15 protein-coding genes are annotated in these 15,273 nt (G+C 62.0%); 5 read left to right on the plus strand and 10 right to left on the minus strand.

What is annotated here, in order from left to right; translation table 11 throughout:
• Positions 1–325: 325 nt before the first annotated feature.
• The 10 genes from AC3A4E_RS16495 to AC3A4E_RS16540 all read right to left on the minus strand — a co-directional run bounded on the left by AC3A4E_RS16495 (position 326) and on the right by AC3A4E_RS16540 (position 9,140).
• Positions 326–673 (minus strand): hypothetical protein, encoded by a 348-nt coding sequence (locus tag AC3A4E_RS16495; RefSeq protein WP_487632566.1) that lies wholly within the window; start codon positions 671–673, stop codon positions 326–328.
• 208 nt (positions 674–881) lie between these two features.
• Positions 882–1,076, minus strand: coding sequence for a hypothetical protein (locus tag AC3A4E_RS16500; protein ID WP_487632567.1), 195 nt, complete (start codon positions 1,074–1,076; stop codon positions 882–884).
• Between the two features lie 939 nt (positions 1,077–2,015).
• A complete protein-coding gene (locus tag AC3A4E_RS16505; protein WP_487632568.1) occupies positions 2,016–2,315 on the minus strand; it encodes a hypothetical protein in 300 nt (99 codons plus the stop codon).
• A 355-nt stretch (positions 2,316–2,670) separates the two neighbouring features.
• Positions 2,671–3,099: a hypothetical protein gene (locus AC3A4E_RS16510; protein WP_487632569.1), complete on the minus strand. Its 429-nt coding sequence runs from the start codon at positions 3,097–3,099 to the stop codon at positions 2,671–2,673.
• Positions 3,100–3,156: 57 nt separating this feature from the next.
• On the minus strand, positions 3,157–3,441 hold the full coding sequence (locus AC3A4E_RS16515) for a hypothetical protein (RefSeq protein ID WP_487632570.1): 285 nt from the start codon (positions 3,439–3,441) through the stop codon (positions 3,157–3,159).
• 380 nt (positions 3,442–3,821) lie between these two features.
• On the minus strand, positions 3,822–4,265 hold the full coding sequence (locus AC3A4E_RS16520) for a hypothetical protein (protein ID WP_487632571.1): 444 nt from the start codon (positions 4,263–4,265) through the stop codon (positions 3,822–3,824).
• Positions 4,266–5,888: 1,623 nt separating this feature from the next.
• Entirely contained in the window at positions 5,889–6,296 is a 408-nt protein-coding gene (locus tag AC3A4E_RS16525) for a hypothetical protein (RefSeq protein ID WP_487632572.1), read from the minus strand.
• Positions 6,297–6,803: 507 nt separating this feature from the next.
• A complete protein-coding gene (locus AC3A4E_RS16530; protein WP_487632573.1) occupies positions 6,804–7,019 on the minus strand; it encodes a hypothetical protein in 216 nt (71 codons plus the stop codon).
• A gap of 170 nt (positions 7,020–7,189) precedes the next feature.
• Positions 7,190–7,843 (minus strand): hypothetical protein, encoded by a 654-nt coding sequence (locus AC3A4E_RS16535; protein ID WP_487632574.1) that lies wholly within the window; start codon positions 7,841–7,843, stop codon positions 7,190–7,192.
• Between the two features lie 346 nt (positions 7,844–8,189).
• On the minus strand, positions 8,190–9,140 hold the full coding sequence (locus tag AC3A4E_RS16540; RefSeq protein ID WP_487632575.1) for a carbohydrate kinase family protein: 951 nt from the start codon (positions 9,138–9,140) through the stop codon (positions 8,190–8,192).
• 205 nt (positions 9,141–9,345) lie between these two features.
• Here AC3A4E_RS16540 and AC3A4E_RS16545 point away from each other — a divergent pair, with 205 nt between their 5' ends.
• From AC3A4E_RS16545 to rodA, 5 genes are all read left to right on the plus strand, one after another.
• Positions 9,346–10,383, plus strand: a complete 1,038-nt coding sequence (locus AC3A4E_RS16545) for a rod shape-determining protein (protein WP_487632576.1) — start codon at positions 9,346–9,348, stop codon at positions 10,381–10,383.
• Between the two features lie 141 nt (positions 10,384–10,524).
• Positions 10,525–11,574 carry a rod shape-determining protein MreC gene (mreC, locus tag AC3A4E_RS16550; protein ID WP_487632577.1) on the plus strand — a complete coding sequence of 350 codons (1,050 nt, stop codon included), beginning with the start codon at positions 10,525–10,527 and terminating at the stop codon, positions 11,572–11,574.
• Entirely contained in the window at positions 11,571–12,050 is a 480-nt protein-coding gene (gene mreD, locus AC3A4E_RS16555) for a rod shape-determining protein MreD (protein ID WP_487632578.1), read from the plus strand. The genes mreC and mreD overlap by 4 nt, the downstream gene beginning before the upstream one ends.
• A 3-nt stretch (positions 12,051–12,053) precedes the next feature.
• Positions 12,054–14,132, plus strand: coding sequence for a penicillin-binding protein 2 (mrdA, locus tag AC3A4E_RS16560; protein WP_487632579.1), 2,079 nt, complete (start codon positions 12,054–12,056; stop codon positions 14,130–14,132).
• On the plus strand, positions 14,129–15,238 hold the full coding sequence (gene rodA / locus AC3A4E_RS16565) for a rod shape-determining protein RodA (protein WP_487632580.1): 1,110 nt from the start codon (positions 14,129–14,131) through the stop codon (positions 15,236–15,238). The genes mrdA and rodA overlap by 4 nt, the downstream gene beginning before the upstream one ends.
• Positions 15,239–15,273 lie beyond the last annotated feature (35 nt).

Raw genomic sequence — 15,273 nt, forward strand, 5'->3', positions numbered from 1 at the left:
AAGGTCGCAGGGCTTGGTGCCAAGCCCGCGCTTCCGCCTGGACCAAGTTCCAGGTATCCATAGGTGTAGATCGGCTTGCCATAGAACTGCTCCGGAGTGGCCAGCAGCTGGGTCATGGAGTGACGGCAAAACGATCGAGGCAGATCGCCCGTGCGAAAGGAACATTCGTTTGCAACTGCACTAGCCGGCTGCGCTGCAGGACTGCAGCTGCTCACGCCAAGGAGGCCGACTACGGCTACTGCTATCAAGCTCAGCGGATGCTTCATGAGGGGCCTAACGCCTGAATTAAGCCGCGCCGCGAAGCGACGTCGGCTTGAATGAATTGTTAGGCCGCTGCTCGCCGACCAAGAGAGGGAACGTCTGAAGCCTGAACCAACTGGCCAGCTGAAGCTTTGCGCTGCGCGCTCTTGAACTCTGTAACCATGCGGGAGAAATGAAGCGATTCACGAATTGGCAGTGGTACAACGATGGCAGCAAGAAAAACTGGTAGCAAGAACGCCCATGGCGAGACTGGCATGTCTTGAAGATAGCCTATCCCGATTGGCACCAAACCGGAGGCGGCCATGAAACTAGCAAGCTTGACCCCATGCCACAGCCAGAAGCGGCGCCAGTCGCTGGCCGCAGCTAAGCCTTGCTCGATATCTTCAAGTGTCAAAACGGTCGGGAGTTCCATAGCGGCCTAACGTCTGAATTAAGCCGACCCGCGAAGCGGGTTCGGCTTGAATGAATTGTTAGGTTGTAGCTCCCCGAAGAGTGGCAACCAGCGTTGCGGCAGATTGCCGTGTGAGTGGTCGAACAATCAATGGGTTTGCCAACTCATCAAGTGCATCCGCCGCGGCCTGCCCTAGGCCAATGTCATCGCGGCACTCGATGGCATTGGCTCAGTTCTCTACGTCAGCGGCAGAAAGCTCGCCCGAAAGAAAGCGATTGAGCACGGCATCAAGGTTGGCGGGTTCGAGCGTAGATAACTCGTCGTTCGAATCCCAGCCAAAAACGGCAAGATCCTGAAGCACCTCAGCGATTGGGCGAGAGAAGTCGATAAGCTCGTTGACAAGGGCGGTGCGATCTTGTGTCACTGCAACCTAACACTTGAATTAAGCCGCGCCGCGAAGCGGCGTCGGCTTGAATGAATTGTTAGGAATCACCAGCATACAGTTGGAGCCCGCAGTTGGAACAATAGCGCGTTGTGGCCATGACAGGCTCTTGGCCAGCAAAAAAGGGTTGGGAGCAGCGAGGGCATGGAAAGCGAGTAACACGGAAGCAAAGCCAAAGCCAGATGCAGCCCCAAGCCACTCCTGCGACTGTCAAAGCAATACCCATCTCCAGGTCAGCGGCAGCAAACATGAGATAGCCAAAAAAAATGCACGCTGCTGGGAGGCCAAGCATAAGCCCGAGACTTGCAGCCCAATGACGGCGCCGGTAGCTGCTCCACTGTTGCGCGTATTGCTCGGACATGTCTTGTGAGCCCTAACGCCTGAATTAAGCCGCGCCGCGAAGCGGCGTCGGCTTGAATGAATTGTTAGGGCTCATTTGCGCGAGCACTGCAGTTCAGATCTTGGAGGTGTCGAGGGTGGCGTGAGAACAATGCGTCCATTACAGGTGTCGCGAGAGAAGCGTGGCATTAAACCCGGGCCACCCATGTAGTTTGAGTCGTAGTTGAGGATGAAGCGTTGTCCGCTAGGGGTAAGCAAGGACGCTTGCCAAACGTCGGAATCGACGCCCTCAAGTTGTATGGCGAACCAGTGCGGAGCGCGTCTCTCAAGCGCAGACTCTGCGCAGTTCCATGCGTCGGCTGGGTCTGTCCCAAAAGGAATGAAACCGCAGTCCAATGCTTCAGGGCCGACTAGCATAGTTAGCTCATCGCGAAATGGATTGCCAGGCACAGGCGAGGGATCTGCGGCACTACAAGCGCAAAGACCGACTGCGGTTGCAACGACGATTGCTAGAACCTTGCTCATGAGCCCTAACGCCGGAATTATGCCGTGCCGCGAAGCGGCGTCGGCTTGAATGAATTGTTAGGCGGCAACCTGTACTTGGTAGTCGCGCCAATCTGTAAGAGCAGAGGCTGCCTTATTTGAACGCTCCTTGCGACCCGGAAGGCCCATGCGGTTGGCGACAATCTGCTCCAAGTGAGCCGATATGTCAGCGTCTGTAGCCCCTGAGCGAAGAAGCGTAAAGACTGCACCCACATAGCTGTCGTACTCGTCGCGGGCTTGCGGCACGCCAGCGACTCCAATGGGGTCCCAGATGTAATGCAGCACTTCGCCGACGATGCGCAAAAGTTCCTGGTCTTGACGGTTGAGTTGATGTGTCATTGCCGCCTAACGCTTGAATTAAGCTGTGCCGCGAAGCGGCATCGGCTTGAATGACTTGTTGGGCCGCCGGCAGTCAGCCCGAAGCCGGTTGAACTGACGGTACGGCAATGCAGCCGAGCGCGGCGCTTTGCCGATAGCGGTGCCAGAATTCCGGCGCATCCATGCCTCCGTAAGTAGCCGGCTTGCCCAGCGATGGCACCAGAGTGAAGCGACGGCGCACTTGCTGGTGGAGCGGGCTTTGCCTGTGAGCTGTCAGTCGCGGGAAGCCGCAGAAAAAAGAATGTGAATTCCTCGGCCCAACGTCTGAATTAAGCCGCGCCGCGAAGCGGCGTCGGCTTGAATGAATTGTTAGCCGTCATTTGCGCTCCAACAGGGCGCGCTCTGACGGTTCAGTGATGATTTCAAGTAACTGCCTCCGCGCTGCGTCCGCAAGCGATACGACTCGCAGCCAAGCTGGGTCGGAGAGGATGGCAGAGTGATTGTCGACATCTCCCTCTGGGGCCTTGTAGGCATCAGCAACCGCATGGAATTCGTGAACTGCATTTGCCTCTTTTCGGCTCACCAGTCCGTCCTCAATGACCCCGGTGTAGCCCGACGACAATGAAAGATCGTCGAAATAGCAGCACATCCACTCACCGAACGACCAGTGGGGACTGTTGTAATCAGGGCCGCCAAACCAGCTTTGACGCTGTAGAGCGTAGTCGGAGAACTCCGCGATGCTCTGCAGCCAGCTGAGCCGCCAAGCGGGGCGCATCTCTGCGAGGTAGGCTGGGTCCTTGCTCATGACAGCTAACACCTGAGTTAAGCCGTGCCGCGAAGCGGCATCGGCTTGAATGAATTGTTAGGCCGCGCCGCCCGCAGCAACTCTAAGGGGCGCAGCTGCTTGATTTATGCCGAGTCCAGCCGCGCCTGCCCCAAACCCGAGCAACCACGGGTACTTTTGAAGATCCCCCGCCACGTAGATGAGGTAGTAACCGCAGCCAACGCCTGCGCCCAGAAGAGTGACGCCTAACGCAACCCTTGTTGCAAGCGATGCGTTCTTTGCATTGAGAAAACGGGCGCCACCAATGATGATTCCTGTTGCTATGACGAGCGGCACCAGCAACTCCTTGTCGAACCAATCCATGATCTCTCCCTGGCGGCCTAACGCCTGAATTAAGCCGACCCGCGAAGCGGGTTCGGCTTGAATGAATTGTTAGACCACATGCTGCCACAACAAAAGCAAGAACATGCCGTAGCAGAACGCTATGAACCCAAACGCTGCTGCCGCGAACAGAGGAAGATCTGAGCGATATGCAATGCGGGAAATAGCTAACGCTACAGCAAGGAGAGATAGCGGAACCGCAACATGAAGCGCGATGGTCGTGCCAGAGAATGAGAAGTCTTGTCGGCACCAAGCCATCAGGCTCGCGATAAGTCCCGCTAGAGCGCCCCATGTTCCAGTTGCCGAATAATGGCATTTATCCTTATCTGCGTGAACGTTACTCATGTGGTCTAACGCCTGAATTAAGCCGACTTGCGAAGCAAGTTCGGCTTGAATGAATTGTTAGGCCCCAGATTGCGGTACACGCCTACCAACCAGAAAACTAACCCAGAAAGAAAACCTAACGGGGCAGACAGAGCGCCAAACTTGTACCAGACGAATCCACTGTTCAAGAGCGGGAGTACAAGGGCAGCAGCTAAACCGATGAGTGCACCGCCAAGTGCGACTTGCCACCAGCGCAACCAAGCCAAGCGATGAAAGACGAAGAACAACGGGCCGCCAAGCACTAGCGCCGCAGTTAGGGCAATGATGAAGCCGTACCAGCTAAAGAAGCTAATTGCCTGGGAGCACGAACCACCGCCGGTGTCGACGCCAACGAGAAGCACAGCGCAAAAGCCAAGGGGCATTGCCAGAACAGCAGCTGCGGCCGCTGCAAAGAAGGCAAGAATTACTCGAAGCTCTCGCATAGCCGTCTCTGGGGCCTAACGCCTGAGTTAAGCCGTGCCGCGAAGCGGCATCGGCTTGAATGAATTGTTAGGCATTGCTGCCCGGAATCTCACGGACTGACTCTACGGCAAACAATATTGGTGCTGACTCAATGTGCAAGCAAGCGCAGATCGCTTCCGAGAACTCGTCTAAGAGAGCTTTCCCCTCTGGGTCAAAGTCGTTCTGAACTTCAAGCACGATGCGATCGCTTTCCCAGCGACAAGACACGTTCTCGTGCCATGGACGACTGGCGAACTCGTCTGCAAGTTCTGAGAGGCCCGTCAATGCAGATTGCTTTGACATTCCCCGGCAAGAGACCGTGATCTTGAACATGCAATGCCTAACGCCTGAATTAAGCCGCGTCGCGGCGCGGCGCCGGCTTGAATGAATTGTTAGGCGACTGAGTCAAGTCGTTCGACAGCTGTTCTTGCCGCATCGCTTACAACCAGCCACCCTGGATCTTGCCGCCAATCTGGCCATTCTTGTGACAAATCTGGAAGGTGCTGCTCGAACACTCCGTGGAATTCAGCGAGAATTTCCAATTCTCCAGCGGAGAAGCACTCTCGCCACTCACGTTGCCCGCGATCCCATGTCTCCTGCGGATATCTGGGCGGACAGATCTTCTCCGCGGGGAAGTAAAGGTCATTGAACCACCCGCAGATGAGTTCATTCGGCCCAACGACCTCATTGAGATTAGCGAGATCGTCAAGGTGTTCGCGGATTGATGCGTGGTAAGCGAGTTGCTCCATAGCCGCCTAACGCCTGAATTAAGCCGCGCCGAGAAGCGGCGTCGGCTTGAATGAACTGTTAGGCCGCATGCTCATCTATACACGACCGATTCCGCAAGGTGCTGCAGCCTTATGATCGCGTCTAATTCAATTGGCTCAAGATCACAACCATGCTGGGCACGGATGGTCTTGAGGCTGTAGGCAAGTGCTGCCCAGTCATCAGTGAGGTTGTTGAGAATTGGATAGCAGCCAAGAATGACGCGGAGTGGGTCAATGGCGCGACGGTCACACTAGGCATTGACCAGTGCGGCTAAATCGCTATTTGTCTGAGCTACGACGGATTTGCTCATGCGGGCTAACGCCTGAATTAAGCCGCGCCGAGAAGCGGCGTCGGCTTGAATGAATTGTTAGGCCGCGTGCCCACTGTGCCAGGGCACTTGTAACGTACAAATTTCTGGCCTGGCACAGACGTTTCGTCAATAAGCTGAAGCCCATCTTGAGAAAGCTTGAAGCTTGCAGTGGATAGCCAAGTCTCTCCCTCCCCGGATAGCTCGGAGATTAAGGAAATCTCAGTGTCTCCGCGAGTCACGACGGCTCTAATTGGGCCGTCACTCTCCCAGTAAGAAATATGTCTCGGTGTAACGCGAAGAATCATATCGTCTGCGTCGGACCCGCAGGAGTCGGCGCTTCCGGCCCAGTAGCCCAGAAAGCGATCTGGGACGTTGGCTCCGTGACTGCCCGCAACAGCTGAAGGTGGTAGTAGCAATGCAGCGATCGCCAAGGCAGTTCTCATTGCACTCTCCAGCGGTCTAACACCTGAGTTAAGCCGTGCCGCGACGCGGCATCGGCTTGAACGAACTGTTAGGTGCGGGCCGACTAAGCGCCAGCGCCAAACTCTTTAGACAGAGCAGATTTGATTGCTTCTGTCATGCTGCACATATTGCCTGTAGAGCTGTCGTAGAAGTCGAACTGAGATGCTTTCCAGGTTGTACGACCCGAGCCATCCTGAAAATAGATCAACAGTCGAAGGTCCATTTCGCTCTCACCGTGCGGCGATGGTTCACAGGGTGCCTCCAGGATTTTGCTAATACGTTCCAACCGCGCCTTGTCTGTGATGTGGAACTCACTACCGGCGGATGTAACCATGATGCTTTCAGTCAACGTGACGATTGACGTTGCCTCAAACGGCCTGAAGTAGACGTCTGCAGCTGTCGGGGCAGGTTGCTCCTGGCATGCAGACAGCAAGGCAACGAGAGCTATAGCTTTTATCTGCATACGACGCATCTCCAGCCGCATCTAACGCCTGAATTAAGCCGACTTGTCCGCGCCAGCGGACAAGTTCGGCTTGAATGAATTGTTAGACCGCGTAACCGGTAAGTGAGTGCAGCAAACCGGTGTCCGGAGTGAGCGGCGCAAGATGATTGCGAACATGTTCTTCTCTTTCAGTTTGCGGCATTGTGTCCCAAGCGGGGATGCGGGCGATCCTTTTGCGAACTATGGCCACCCTGTCCGGGTGATTAGAGGCACGGCGCCACTCAGTCCAACGCGGATCTAACCTAGAAAGTGCATCCACTACACGGTTTGCAAGCGCTGCGATTATAGGGCTGCCAGGTACGTCGCGATCATGAGGCGTGACCGCAAACTGCGCCTCGAATAGCGAACGGTGCAAGGCAATCAGCTCATTCTTGTCTGAAATAGAAAACTCCGATTGTGCTCCCATAGCGGTCTAACGCCTGAATTAAGCCGCGCCGCGAAGCGGCGTCGGCTTGAATGAATTGTTAGGTGCCACCCTCACGTCACCTCCCACTTGTCGCTCTCAGCCATCCAGACAATCTCACCGTTTGGGTGAATAAAGAAGCCCTCCGCGACCATCTCCCCGAGTGGGCCAAAAATATTGCGGTAGCGCTGTATGGCAACGCGGATTGAGCCATCCGGCTGAGAGTCTTTCATCACCGTGTACGCATAAGCAGCAAGTTGCTCCGGAACAACGACCCCGGAATCCGGCACGGCGGGCCACTCTGGCCAAGACGATAATTCCGAGAAGCTTAGCTTTGCCAGACGCGCAACGGCCTCCTGAAGAAATCTATCGGCTAACAGTTTGGTCTCGCGATCTGGCAAGTGGCACCTAACGCCTGAATTAAGCCGACCTGCGAAGCGGGTTCGGCTTGAATGAACTGTTAGCTACCACTACCGGCAACCACAAAGTCGCCAGTTGCTTGGCCAGCGATGATATGTGGAACCCTGCCATCAACTGGAACCTCAATGACCCAGACGCCAACGAAGTGTGGCGTACGGACGATGGTCCTGTGAAGGGCAAGTAGTTCCCGTAACTGAGTCATGGCCGCAGGCAGGTCTGCAACAAGATTGGCTGCGCCTTTGTCGTTGCCCCAAGGGTTGTCTGCATGGAGGAACTTGCCGAGCCTGTCATACAACGACTCGAACCGGTTCTTAGTCAGATAGCCATCGGGCTTTTGCTCAAAGTGCCAATGTCCAGGCTGAGTCTCGGCAGGTGGTGCGAGAGGGATTGGATAGAAATCTGGGTTGATCTTGGCAAGGTACTGCAGGATTGCTCGAGCGTTGTAGTCTCTGCGGTAATCGGCAGGGCGATCAGCTTGCGCCCGAAACTGCTCATAGCGCGCCTTATTTGGTGCAATTGCTGCGTAAGCAACGGCCTCCATGGCCTTACGCTTTTGCAGCACCGCAGACTCCAATAGTGATGCCGCGGCATCCTTGGAGTAGCAGTCTAGAAAGTAGTCACATGCCTTGAGTCGCGCAAAAGCCTCGTTGATCTTGGCTAGATAGATTTCCTGAGCGTCAGTTGCGAGAGTCATTGCGTGGCAGCTAACTAGTATTCGACCCCGGATGCGGGGCGTTGCGTCGAGTATGCGTCGGAGGTGTGCCAGTCGCAAAGGTGGTAGCTCGTGAATGGAATCAATGGCTTCCCGCATACGGGTCGGCCCTCGTGATTGCGAAGTAGGCTGTGTTATCAGGCAAAGGCCGACGAGCCGTGTTATCCGACGAAAGCGGGGTGTAACGCAGGTGGTCGGCGGTCGGAACAAGAGCCAAACGGATCTGGCGGAACGCAGCCGGCTTGGTCATCCATCGCGACCAACTTCAAGCAAGAAAAAGGGCGCCCCGAAGGACGCCCTTGTTTGATTCGTCGCAATGCAGCTTGAATCAAGCGGTCGTCTTGCTCTCCAACGCATACCCGAACTGCTGCCGGAACTGCAGCGAGAACTCGGCGTAATCGAAACGCTGGTTCTGTGTGCCGGGGTGTTCGACTTTCAGGGCGCCCATCAGGTTGCCGATGCGGCCGATGGTCAGCCAGTCGCAGCCCTTTTCGATGCCGAACAGCAGGCCGGCCCGGAAGGCGTCGCCGCAGCCGGTGGGGTCGGTGACGCGGCGCTCGTGGGCGGGTGGGATGTCGTGGGTCTGGCCTTCGGCGTGGATGACGACGCCCTTGGGGCCGCGCGTGCAGATATAGGCGCGCACTTTGGCGGCGATGGTCTTCTCGTCCCAGCCGGTGCGTTCCTGCAGCAGGTTGGACTCGTAATCGTTGACGACGACGTAGTCGGCCAGCTCGATGAAGTGGCGCAGCTCTTCGCCGTTGAACAGCGGCATGGCCTGGCCGGGGTCGAAGATGAAAGGAATGCCGCCTTCGGAGAATTCCTGCGCGTTCTGCAGCATGCCTTCGCGGCCGTCCGGGCCGACGAGGCCGATGGTCACGCCCGGCACGTCCTTCACGTGGTTCTCGTGGCTGCGCATCATCGCGCCCGGGTGGAAGGCGGTGATCTGGTTGTTGTCCAGATCGGTGGTGATGAAGGCCTGCGGCGTGAACAGGTCGGGGATCTCGCGGACCTGCGACAGGTTGATGCCGTGCTCTTCGAACCACTCGCGGTAGGGACCGAAGTCCTGGCCGACGGTCCCCATCGGGATCGGGTCGCCACCCAGCAGCTTCAGGTTATAGGCGATGTTGCCGGCGCAGCCACCGAACTCGCGACGCATCCGCGGCACCAGGAACGAGACGTTCAGGATGTGCACCTTGTCCGGCAGGATGTGGTTCTTGAACTGGTCGGGGAACACCATGATGGTGTCGTAGGCCAGGGAGCCGCAGATCAGTGCAGACATCGGGCGGAAGCTCGCGCGTAAGGGCCGCACAGGGTACCGGCGCGGGGGGCGGGAGGCCAGCTTGAAGCCTGTGCCGAGGCGCCGCGCGGACCCGGAACAGCGGCCCACCGGGCGCGCAACTGGGGGCGTCCCGGGGCCGCGGGCAGGGCGCTTTTTTGCTAGGCTAATCCGCTTCGTTTCGCCCCCTGCCGGACGCCCTATTCCGATGTTCAAGAAGTTCCGCGGTCTCTTCTCCAACGACCTGTCCATCGACCTGGGCACCGCCAACACCCTCATCTTCGTCCGCGGCCAGGGCATCGTGCTCAACGAGCCGTCGGTCGTCGCCGTGCGCCAGGATCGCTCCGGCGGCCACAAGGTCGCCGCGGTGGGCTCGGAAGCCAAGCAGATGCTCGGCCGCACGCCCGGCAACATCACCACGCATCGCCCGATGAAGGACGGCGTCATCGCCGATTTCACCTACACCGAGGAAATGCTGAAGTACTTCATCAAGAAGGTGCACAAGTCGCGGTTCCTGCGTCCCAGCCCGCGCGTGCTGATCTGCGTGCCGGCCGGTTCGACCCAGGTCGAGAAGCGCGCGATCAAGGATTCCGCGCTCGAGGCCGGTGCCCGTGAGGTGTCGCTGATCGAAGAGCCCATGGCGGCTGCGATCGGTGCCGGCCTGCCGGTCACCGAGGCGCGCGGTTCGATGGTCGTCGACATCGGCGGCGGCACCACGGAAGTTGCGGTGATCGCGCTCAACGGCATCGTCTACTCGCAGTCGGCCCGCATCGGCGGCGACCGCTTCGACGAGTCGATCATCAATTACGTGCGTCGCAACCACGGCATGCTGATCGGAGAATCCACCGCCGAGCGCATCAAGCTGGAGATCGGCTGCGCGTATCCGCAGGAGAACCCGGTCGAGATCGAAGTGTCCGGCCGTCATCTCGCCGAGGGCGTGCCGAAGATCGTCACGATCAGCTCCAACGAAGTGCTCGACGCACTGCGCGAGCCGCTGTCGGGCATCGTCGAAGCGGTGAAGCAGGCCCTCGAGCAGACGCCGCCGGAGCTGTGCGCCGACGTCGCCGAGCGCGGCATCGTGCTGTCGGGCGGTGGCGCGCTGCTGCGCGACCTCGACCGTCTGATCAGCGAGGCCACCGGCCTCCACGTCCAGGTGGCCGAAGATCCGCTGACCTGCGTCGCCCGCGGGGGCGGCCGGGCGCTGGAGCTGCTGGACCTGCACGGCAACGAGTTCTTCGCGGACTGATGCGCGCAGCTCCGGTCCGCACCGACGGCGTCGCGTCCTGATGCGTGACGCCGGCCTGCGCTCCGGCTCCGGCCTGCCTCCGCTGTCATGGCGCGCCCCGCGCGCCGTCCCCGTCACCGCTGCACACCACCGGTCCTGACCGTGTCCTCCTACGCCAGCTCTCCCGCGCCCCGGCCCGGCGATGTCGCAGGCACGCTGCGTCTGCTCACCTACCTCGCGCTGTCGTGCGCCCTGGTGGTCAGCGATCACCAGGGCGGCTGGCTGACCCAGTTCCGCCAGCAGGCCAACGTGGCGATGCAGCCGCTGTGGTGGCTGGCCGGGCTGCCGTCGCGGCTCGGGACGAGCATGCGCAACGATGCCGCCACGCGCTCGCAGCTGGCCGCCGACAACCGCCGCCTGCGCAACGAACTGCTGGTGCTCAATGCCGGCCAGGCGCGGTTGCGCGTGGAAGCGGTGGAGAACGCCCGCCTGCGCGCGCTGCTGGGCGCGGTGGAGCAGGGCAGTCTCGACGTGCAGCTGGCGCCGGTTCTCGACGTCGACCAGGACCCCACGCGCCAGCGTCTGCTGCTCGATGCCGGCAGCCGCAACGGTGTGCGCGAGGGCCAGAGCGTCATCGATGCCGGCGGCTTGCTGGGCCAGGTCATCGCGGTCACCCCGCGCACGTCGACCGTGCTGCTGGTGACCGATCTCGAACATGCGGTGCCGGTGATCATTGCCCGCAACGGCGTGCGCCTGGTCGCCTACGGCAGCGGCCGCCCGGACCATCTGGCCTTGCGCAACGTGCCGTTATCGGCCGATGTCGAGGTCGGTGACGCGCTGGTGACGTCGGGCCTGGGTGGGCGTTTTCCGCCGGGTTTCCCGGTCGGCACGATCATCGATCTGGCCCCCGACGACAGTCGTGCATTCCTCGTCGGCGATCTGGCGCCCGCCGCCCAGCTCGACCGCGGCCGTGACGTGCTGCTGCTGCGCGACGTGGTGGTGCCGGTGACGACCGCGGATCTAGAAGCCGCCGCCGCAGAACGCGAAGCGGCTGCGCGCGCCCAGGCCGAAGCCGATGCGGCGGCAGGCACCACAGGTGCGCCGGCGGGGGACGCTGCAGTGCCTGGACCGGTGCCGGCGGGCGACACGTCGTCCGACGCTGCGACAGCGCCGCCTGCCAGCGCGCCCGCGGTCCCGGACCCGCAGCGATGAGCCGCAAGCGCAATCCCTGGATCCTGCCGGCCAGTGTGTTCGTGGCCCTGCTGCTGGGCCTGCTGCCACTGCCGGACGGCCTGCAGCCGTATCGGCCCTACTGGCTGGCGCTGGTGGTCGCCTACTGGGTGATCGAGGATCCCGACCGCGCCGGTCTGGGCTTCGCGTTCGCGATGGGCCTGATCGCCGATCTCGCATTCGGCGGCCTGCTCGGCGAGCAGGCGCTGCGACTGGTCATGATGACCTTCATCCTGCAGCGCTTCCGCTCGCAGCTGCGCTTTTTTCCGATGCCCCAGCAGGCGCTTGCGATCGGCGGCCTGCTGTTCAACGACCGGATCATCAGCGCGGCGATCCATATCGCCTTGGGCGTGCCGCAACTGCCGTGGACCTACTGGCTGGCGCCGCTGATCGGCATGTTGCTGTGGGCGCCGTTGTACCTGGTGCTGGACGCACTGCGCTTCGGGCGCAAGTCCTGAGCCATGGTCAGGCGCAGTCGCCGTCCCGCCATCCGCAACAACGCCAGCGAGGCCGCGGCGTTCCGCACGCGTGCGCTGATCGGATTCGGCGTCGTCGTGGTGGCGCTGGGTGTGCTGGCCGGCTGGTACTTCAAGCTGCAGGTCATCGACCACGACATCTACGCCAAGCGCTCGGAGGCCAACCGCATCAAGCCGCGGCCGGTGGTGCCGGGCCGCGGGCTGATCCTCGATCGCAAGGGCCGCATCCTCGCCGAGAACGAACAGGCCTACCGCCTCGACGTGACGCCCGAAGAGGCCGGCGACATGCGCGTGCTGATCGCCGGGCTCTCGCGGATCATCGCGCTCTCGCCCGACGACATCGCGCGCTTCGATCGCGAACGCGCCGGGCAGCGCGGGTTCCGTGCGGTGACGCTGAAGCTGCGTATCAGCGAAGACGAGATGGCGCGGTTCGCGCTCGACCGCTGGCGGTTCCCGGGCGTCGAAGTGGTGCCGTACCTCAACCGCTACTACCCCTACGGCGACCTGTTCGCACACGTGGTCGGGTACGTCGGCCGCACCGACGAGAACGATGTCGCGCGCTACGGCCAGGCGCATCTGCTGTACCCGCAGACGGGTCGTACGGGCCTGGAGCGGTATTACGACGAAGCGCTGCGCGGGAAGATCGGCTACGAGCAGGTCGAAACCAATGTCGAAGGTCGCGCGCTGCGCCGGCTGGGTCTGGTACCCGCCACGGCCGGCGCCGACCTGCGCCTGAGCGTGGATGCGGACCTGCAGCAGGCGATGGTGCTGGCCTTCGGGGGTCTGCATGGCTCGGCCGTCGCGGTGGAGCCGGCGACCGGCAATATCCTCGGCATGGTCAGCCTGCCGAGCTTCGACCCGAACCTGTTCGTCAACGGGATCTCGCACGACGACTACCGCGGGCTGATGGACGACCCCGCGCGTCCGCTGTTCAACCGCAACGTGCTGGGCGGCGGCCCGCCGGGCTCGACGATCAAGCCGCTGGTCGCGCTGGCCGGAGTCGACAGCGGGCTGCGCACGCCGGATTCGCGCGTGTTCTCCACCGGCGAGTTCTTCATTCCCGGCCAGCGCCGCGGCTATCGCGATGCCGCGCGCGGTGCCGGCTGGACCGACCTGCGCGATTCGATCGCGCGTTCGGTGAACTACTACTACTACCAGCTCGCCTACGAGATGGGCATCGAGCGCTTCGACCAGTACATGACGCGCTACGGCTTCGGCCAGCCGACCGGCATCGACCTGCTCGGCGAGAACGCCGGCATCGTGCCGTCGCCGCGCTTCAAGGCCTCGCGCTCGCGCGAGCCCTGGTATGCGGGCGAGACCGTGATCGCAGGCATCGGCCAGGGCTACTGGATCGCAACCGCGCTGCAGCTTGCGCGCGGTACCGCGGCGATCGCCAACGGCGGCGAGCTCAACACGCTGCATCTGGCCAACGAACGCCGTGACGGCTTCGATGCGCCGTGGCGCGTGGTGCCGCGTCCGGCCCCGACCTCGATCACCGACAACCCGGCGCACTTGCGCGCGGTGCAGGAAGGCATGGTCACCACGATCCACGGCCGCGGCACCGGCACGCGCATGGCAATCGGCGCCGAGTACCGCATGGCCGGCAAGACCGGCACTGCGCAGCGCGTGAGCCGCCGTGGCAGCGCCAGCATGGATCCGCGCAGCCTGCCGTATCACCTGCGCCACCAGGCGTTGTTCGTCGGTTATGCGCCGGCCGAGAACCCGACGATCGCCGTGGCGATCACCGTCGAACATGGTGGTTACGGCGGCAGCACCGCCGCGCCGATCGCGCGCCGCATCTTCGATGCGTGGCTGCTGGGCAAGATGCCGGAAATGGAGATCGATCCGGCCACCGGCGCGCCGGCCGCGGTGGTGGCGACGGTGCCCGATGCCACGCTCGCGCCGGAGCCTTCGTTCGCGGCGGTCGTCGCCGGCGTGCGCACCGCGCCACGTGATGCGAACGGACAGTTCCCGGGCGTGCCGCCGCCGGACGCCGCTGCGACGCAGGCGCCTGCAGCGAGCGCGCCGTCGGACGCGGCCGTGCCGACGGGGGAGACGCCATGAACGTCATCCTGCGCTGGCTGCTGGAGATGCTGCAGCGCTTCACCCGCACCCTGGACTGGCCGCTGCTCGCCGCGCTGCTCGCACTGATGTCGATCGGCCTGGCCGTGCTGCACAGCGCGACCAACCAGAACGTCGCGATGGTGGCGTCGCAGGGCAGCCGGTTCGTGATCGGCCTCGGTGCGATGTGGGTGCTGTCGCGGATTCCCGCGGTGCAGTTGCGGCGCTTCACGCCGGCTGCCTACGTCGCATCGCTGCTGCCGCTGGTCGCGGTGCTGTTCATGGGCACCGGTCGCAGTGGCCAGCACTGGCTCAACCTCGGCGTCTTCTACATGCAGCCGGCGGAGCTGATGAAGCTCTCGCTGCCGATGATGGCGGCCTGGTGGCTGGGCCAGCAGCCCACGCCGCCCCGGCTCGGCACGGTCGCGGTCACCGCGGCGATCATCGGCCTGCCGACCGGCCTCATCCTGCTGCAGCCCGACCTGGGCACCGCGGTGCTGGTGGCCTCGGCCGGTGTGTTCGCGCTGTATCTGGCCGGGCTGTCGTGGTGGTGGTTCGTCGGCGGCGCGGCGACGTTCGCGATCGCCGCGCCCGCGGCGTGGTTCTGGTATTTCCAGCAGTACCAGAAGGACCGCATCCTGACCTTCCTCGATCCCGAGTCCGATCCGCTGGGCACGGGCTGGAACATCATCCAGTCGAAGATCGCGATCGGCTCGGGCGGATTCTCGGGGCAGGGCTGGGGTGACGGTTCGCAGTCGCATCTCAACTACGTGCCCGAGCACACCACCGACTTCATCTTCGCCGTGCTGAGCGAGGAGTTCGGCTGGCTGGGCGTCAGCGTCGTGCTGGGCCTGTACCTGTTCATCGTCGGCCGCTGCCTGTGGATCGCCAGCGAGGCACGCGATGGATTCTCGCGGCTGCTGGTCGGCAGCCTCGGGATGGCGCTGTTCGTCTACGTCATCGTCAACGGCGGCATGATTTCCGGACTGCTGCCGGTGGTGGGCGTGCCGATGCCGCTGCTGAGTTTCGGTGGCACCGCGGCGGTGTCGCTGCTCGCCGGTTTCGGTGTGGTGATGGCGGTGCAGGCGAGCGGCACGCGTCGCCGCTGAGCGCGTCGCAATCCTGACGGCCCCTGACTGCGTCC

The organism is Luteimonas sp. Soil_N_1, assembly GCF_057656255.1.

Excerpts from the sequence above, each read along its gene's own strand:
- AC3A4E_RS16495 (WP_487632566.1), bottom strand. The coding sequence starts at position 673 with ATGGAACTCCCGACCGTTTTGACACTTGAAGATATCGAGCAAGGCTTA.
- AC3A4E_RS16505 (WP_487632568.1), bottom strand. The coding sequence starts at position 2,315 with ATGACACATCAACTCAACCGTCAAGACCAGGAACTTTTGCGCATCGTC.
- AC3A4E_RS16510 (WP_487632569.1), bottom strand. The coding sequence starts at position 3,099 with ATGAGCAAGGACCCAGCCTACCTCGCAGAGATGCGCCCCGCTTGGCGG.
- AC3A4E_RS16515 (WP_487632570.1), bottom strand. The coding sequence starts at position 3,441 with ATGGATTGGTTCGACAAGGAGTTGCTGGTGCCGCTCGTCATAGCAACA.
- AC3A4E_RS16520 (WP_487632571.1), bottom strand. The coding sequence starts at position 4,265 with ATGCGAGAGCTTCGAGTAATTCTTGCCTTCTTTGCAGCGGCCGCAGCT.
- AC3A4E_RS16525 (WP_487632572.1), bottom strand. The coding sequence starts at position 6,296 with ATGCGTCGTATGCAGATAAAAGCTATAGCTCTCGTTGCCTTGCTGTCT.
- AC3A4E_RS16535 (WP_487632574.1), bottom strand. The coding sequence starts at position 7,843 with ATGACTCTCGCAACTGACGCTCAGGAAATCTATCTAGCCAAGATCAAC.
- AC3A4E_RS16540 (WP_487632575.1), bottom strand. The coding sequence starts at position 9,140 with ATGTCTGCACTGATCTGCGGCTCCCTGGCCTACGACACCATCATGGTG.
- AC3A4E_RS16545 (WP_487632576.1), top strand. The coding sequence starts at position 9,346 with ATGTTCAAGAAGTTCCGCGGTCTCTTCTCCAACGACCTGTCCATCGAC.
- mreD (WP_487632578.1), top strand. The coding sequence starts at position 11,571 with ATGAGCCGCAAGCGCAATCCCTGGATCCTGCCGGCCAGTGTGTTCGTG.
- mrdA (WP_487632579.1), top strand. The coding sequence starts at position 12,054 with ATGGTCAGGCGCAGTCGCCGTCCCGCCATCCGCAACAACGCCAGCGAG.
- rodA (WP_487632580.1), top strand. The coding sequence starts at position 14,129 with ATGAACGTCATCCTGCGCTGGCTGCTGGAGATGCTGCAGCGCTTCACC.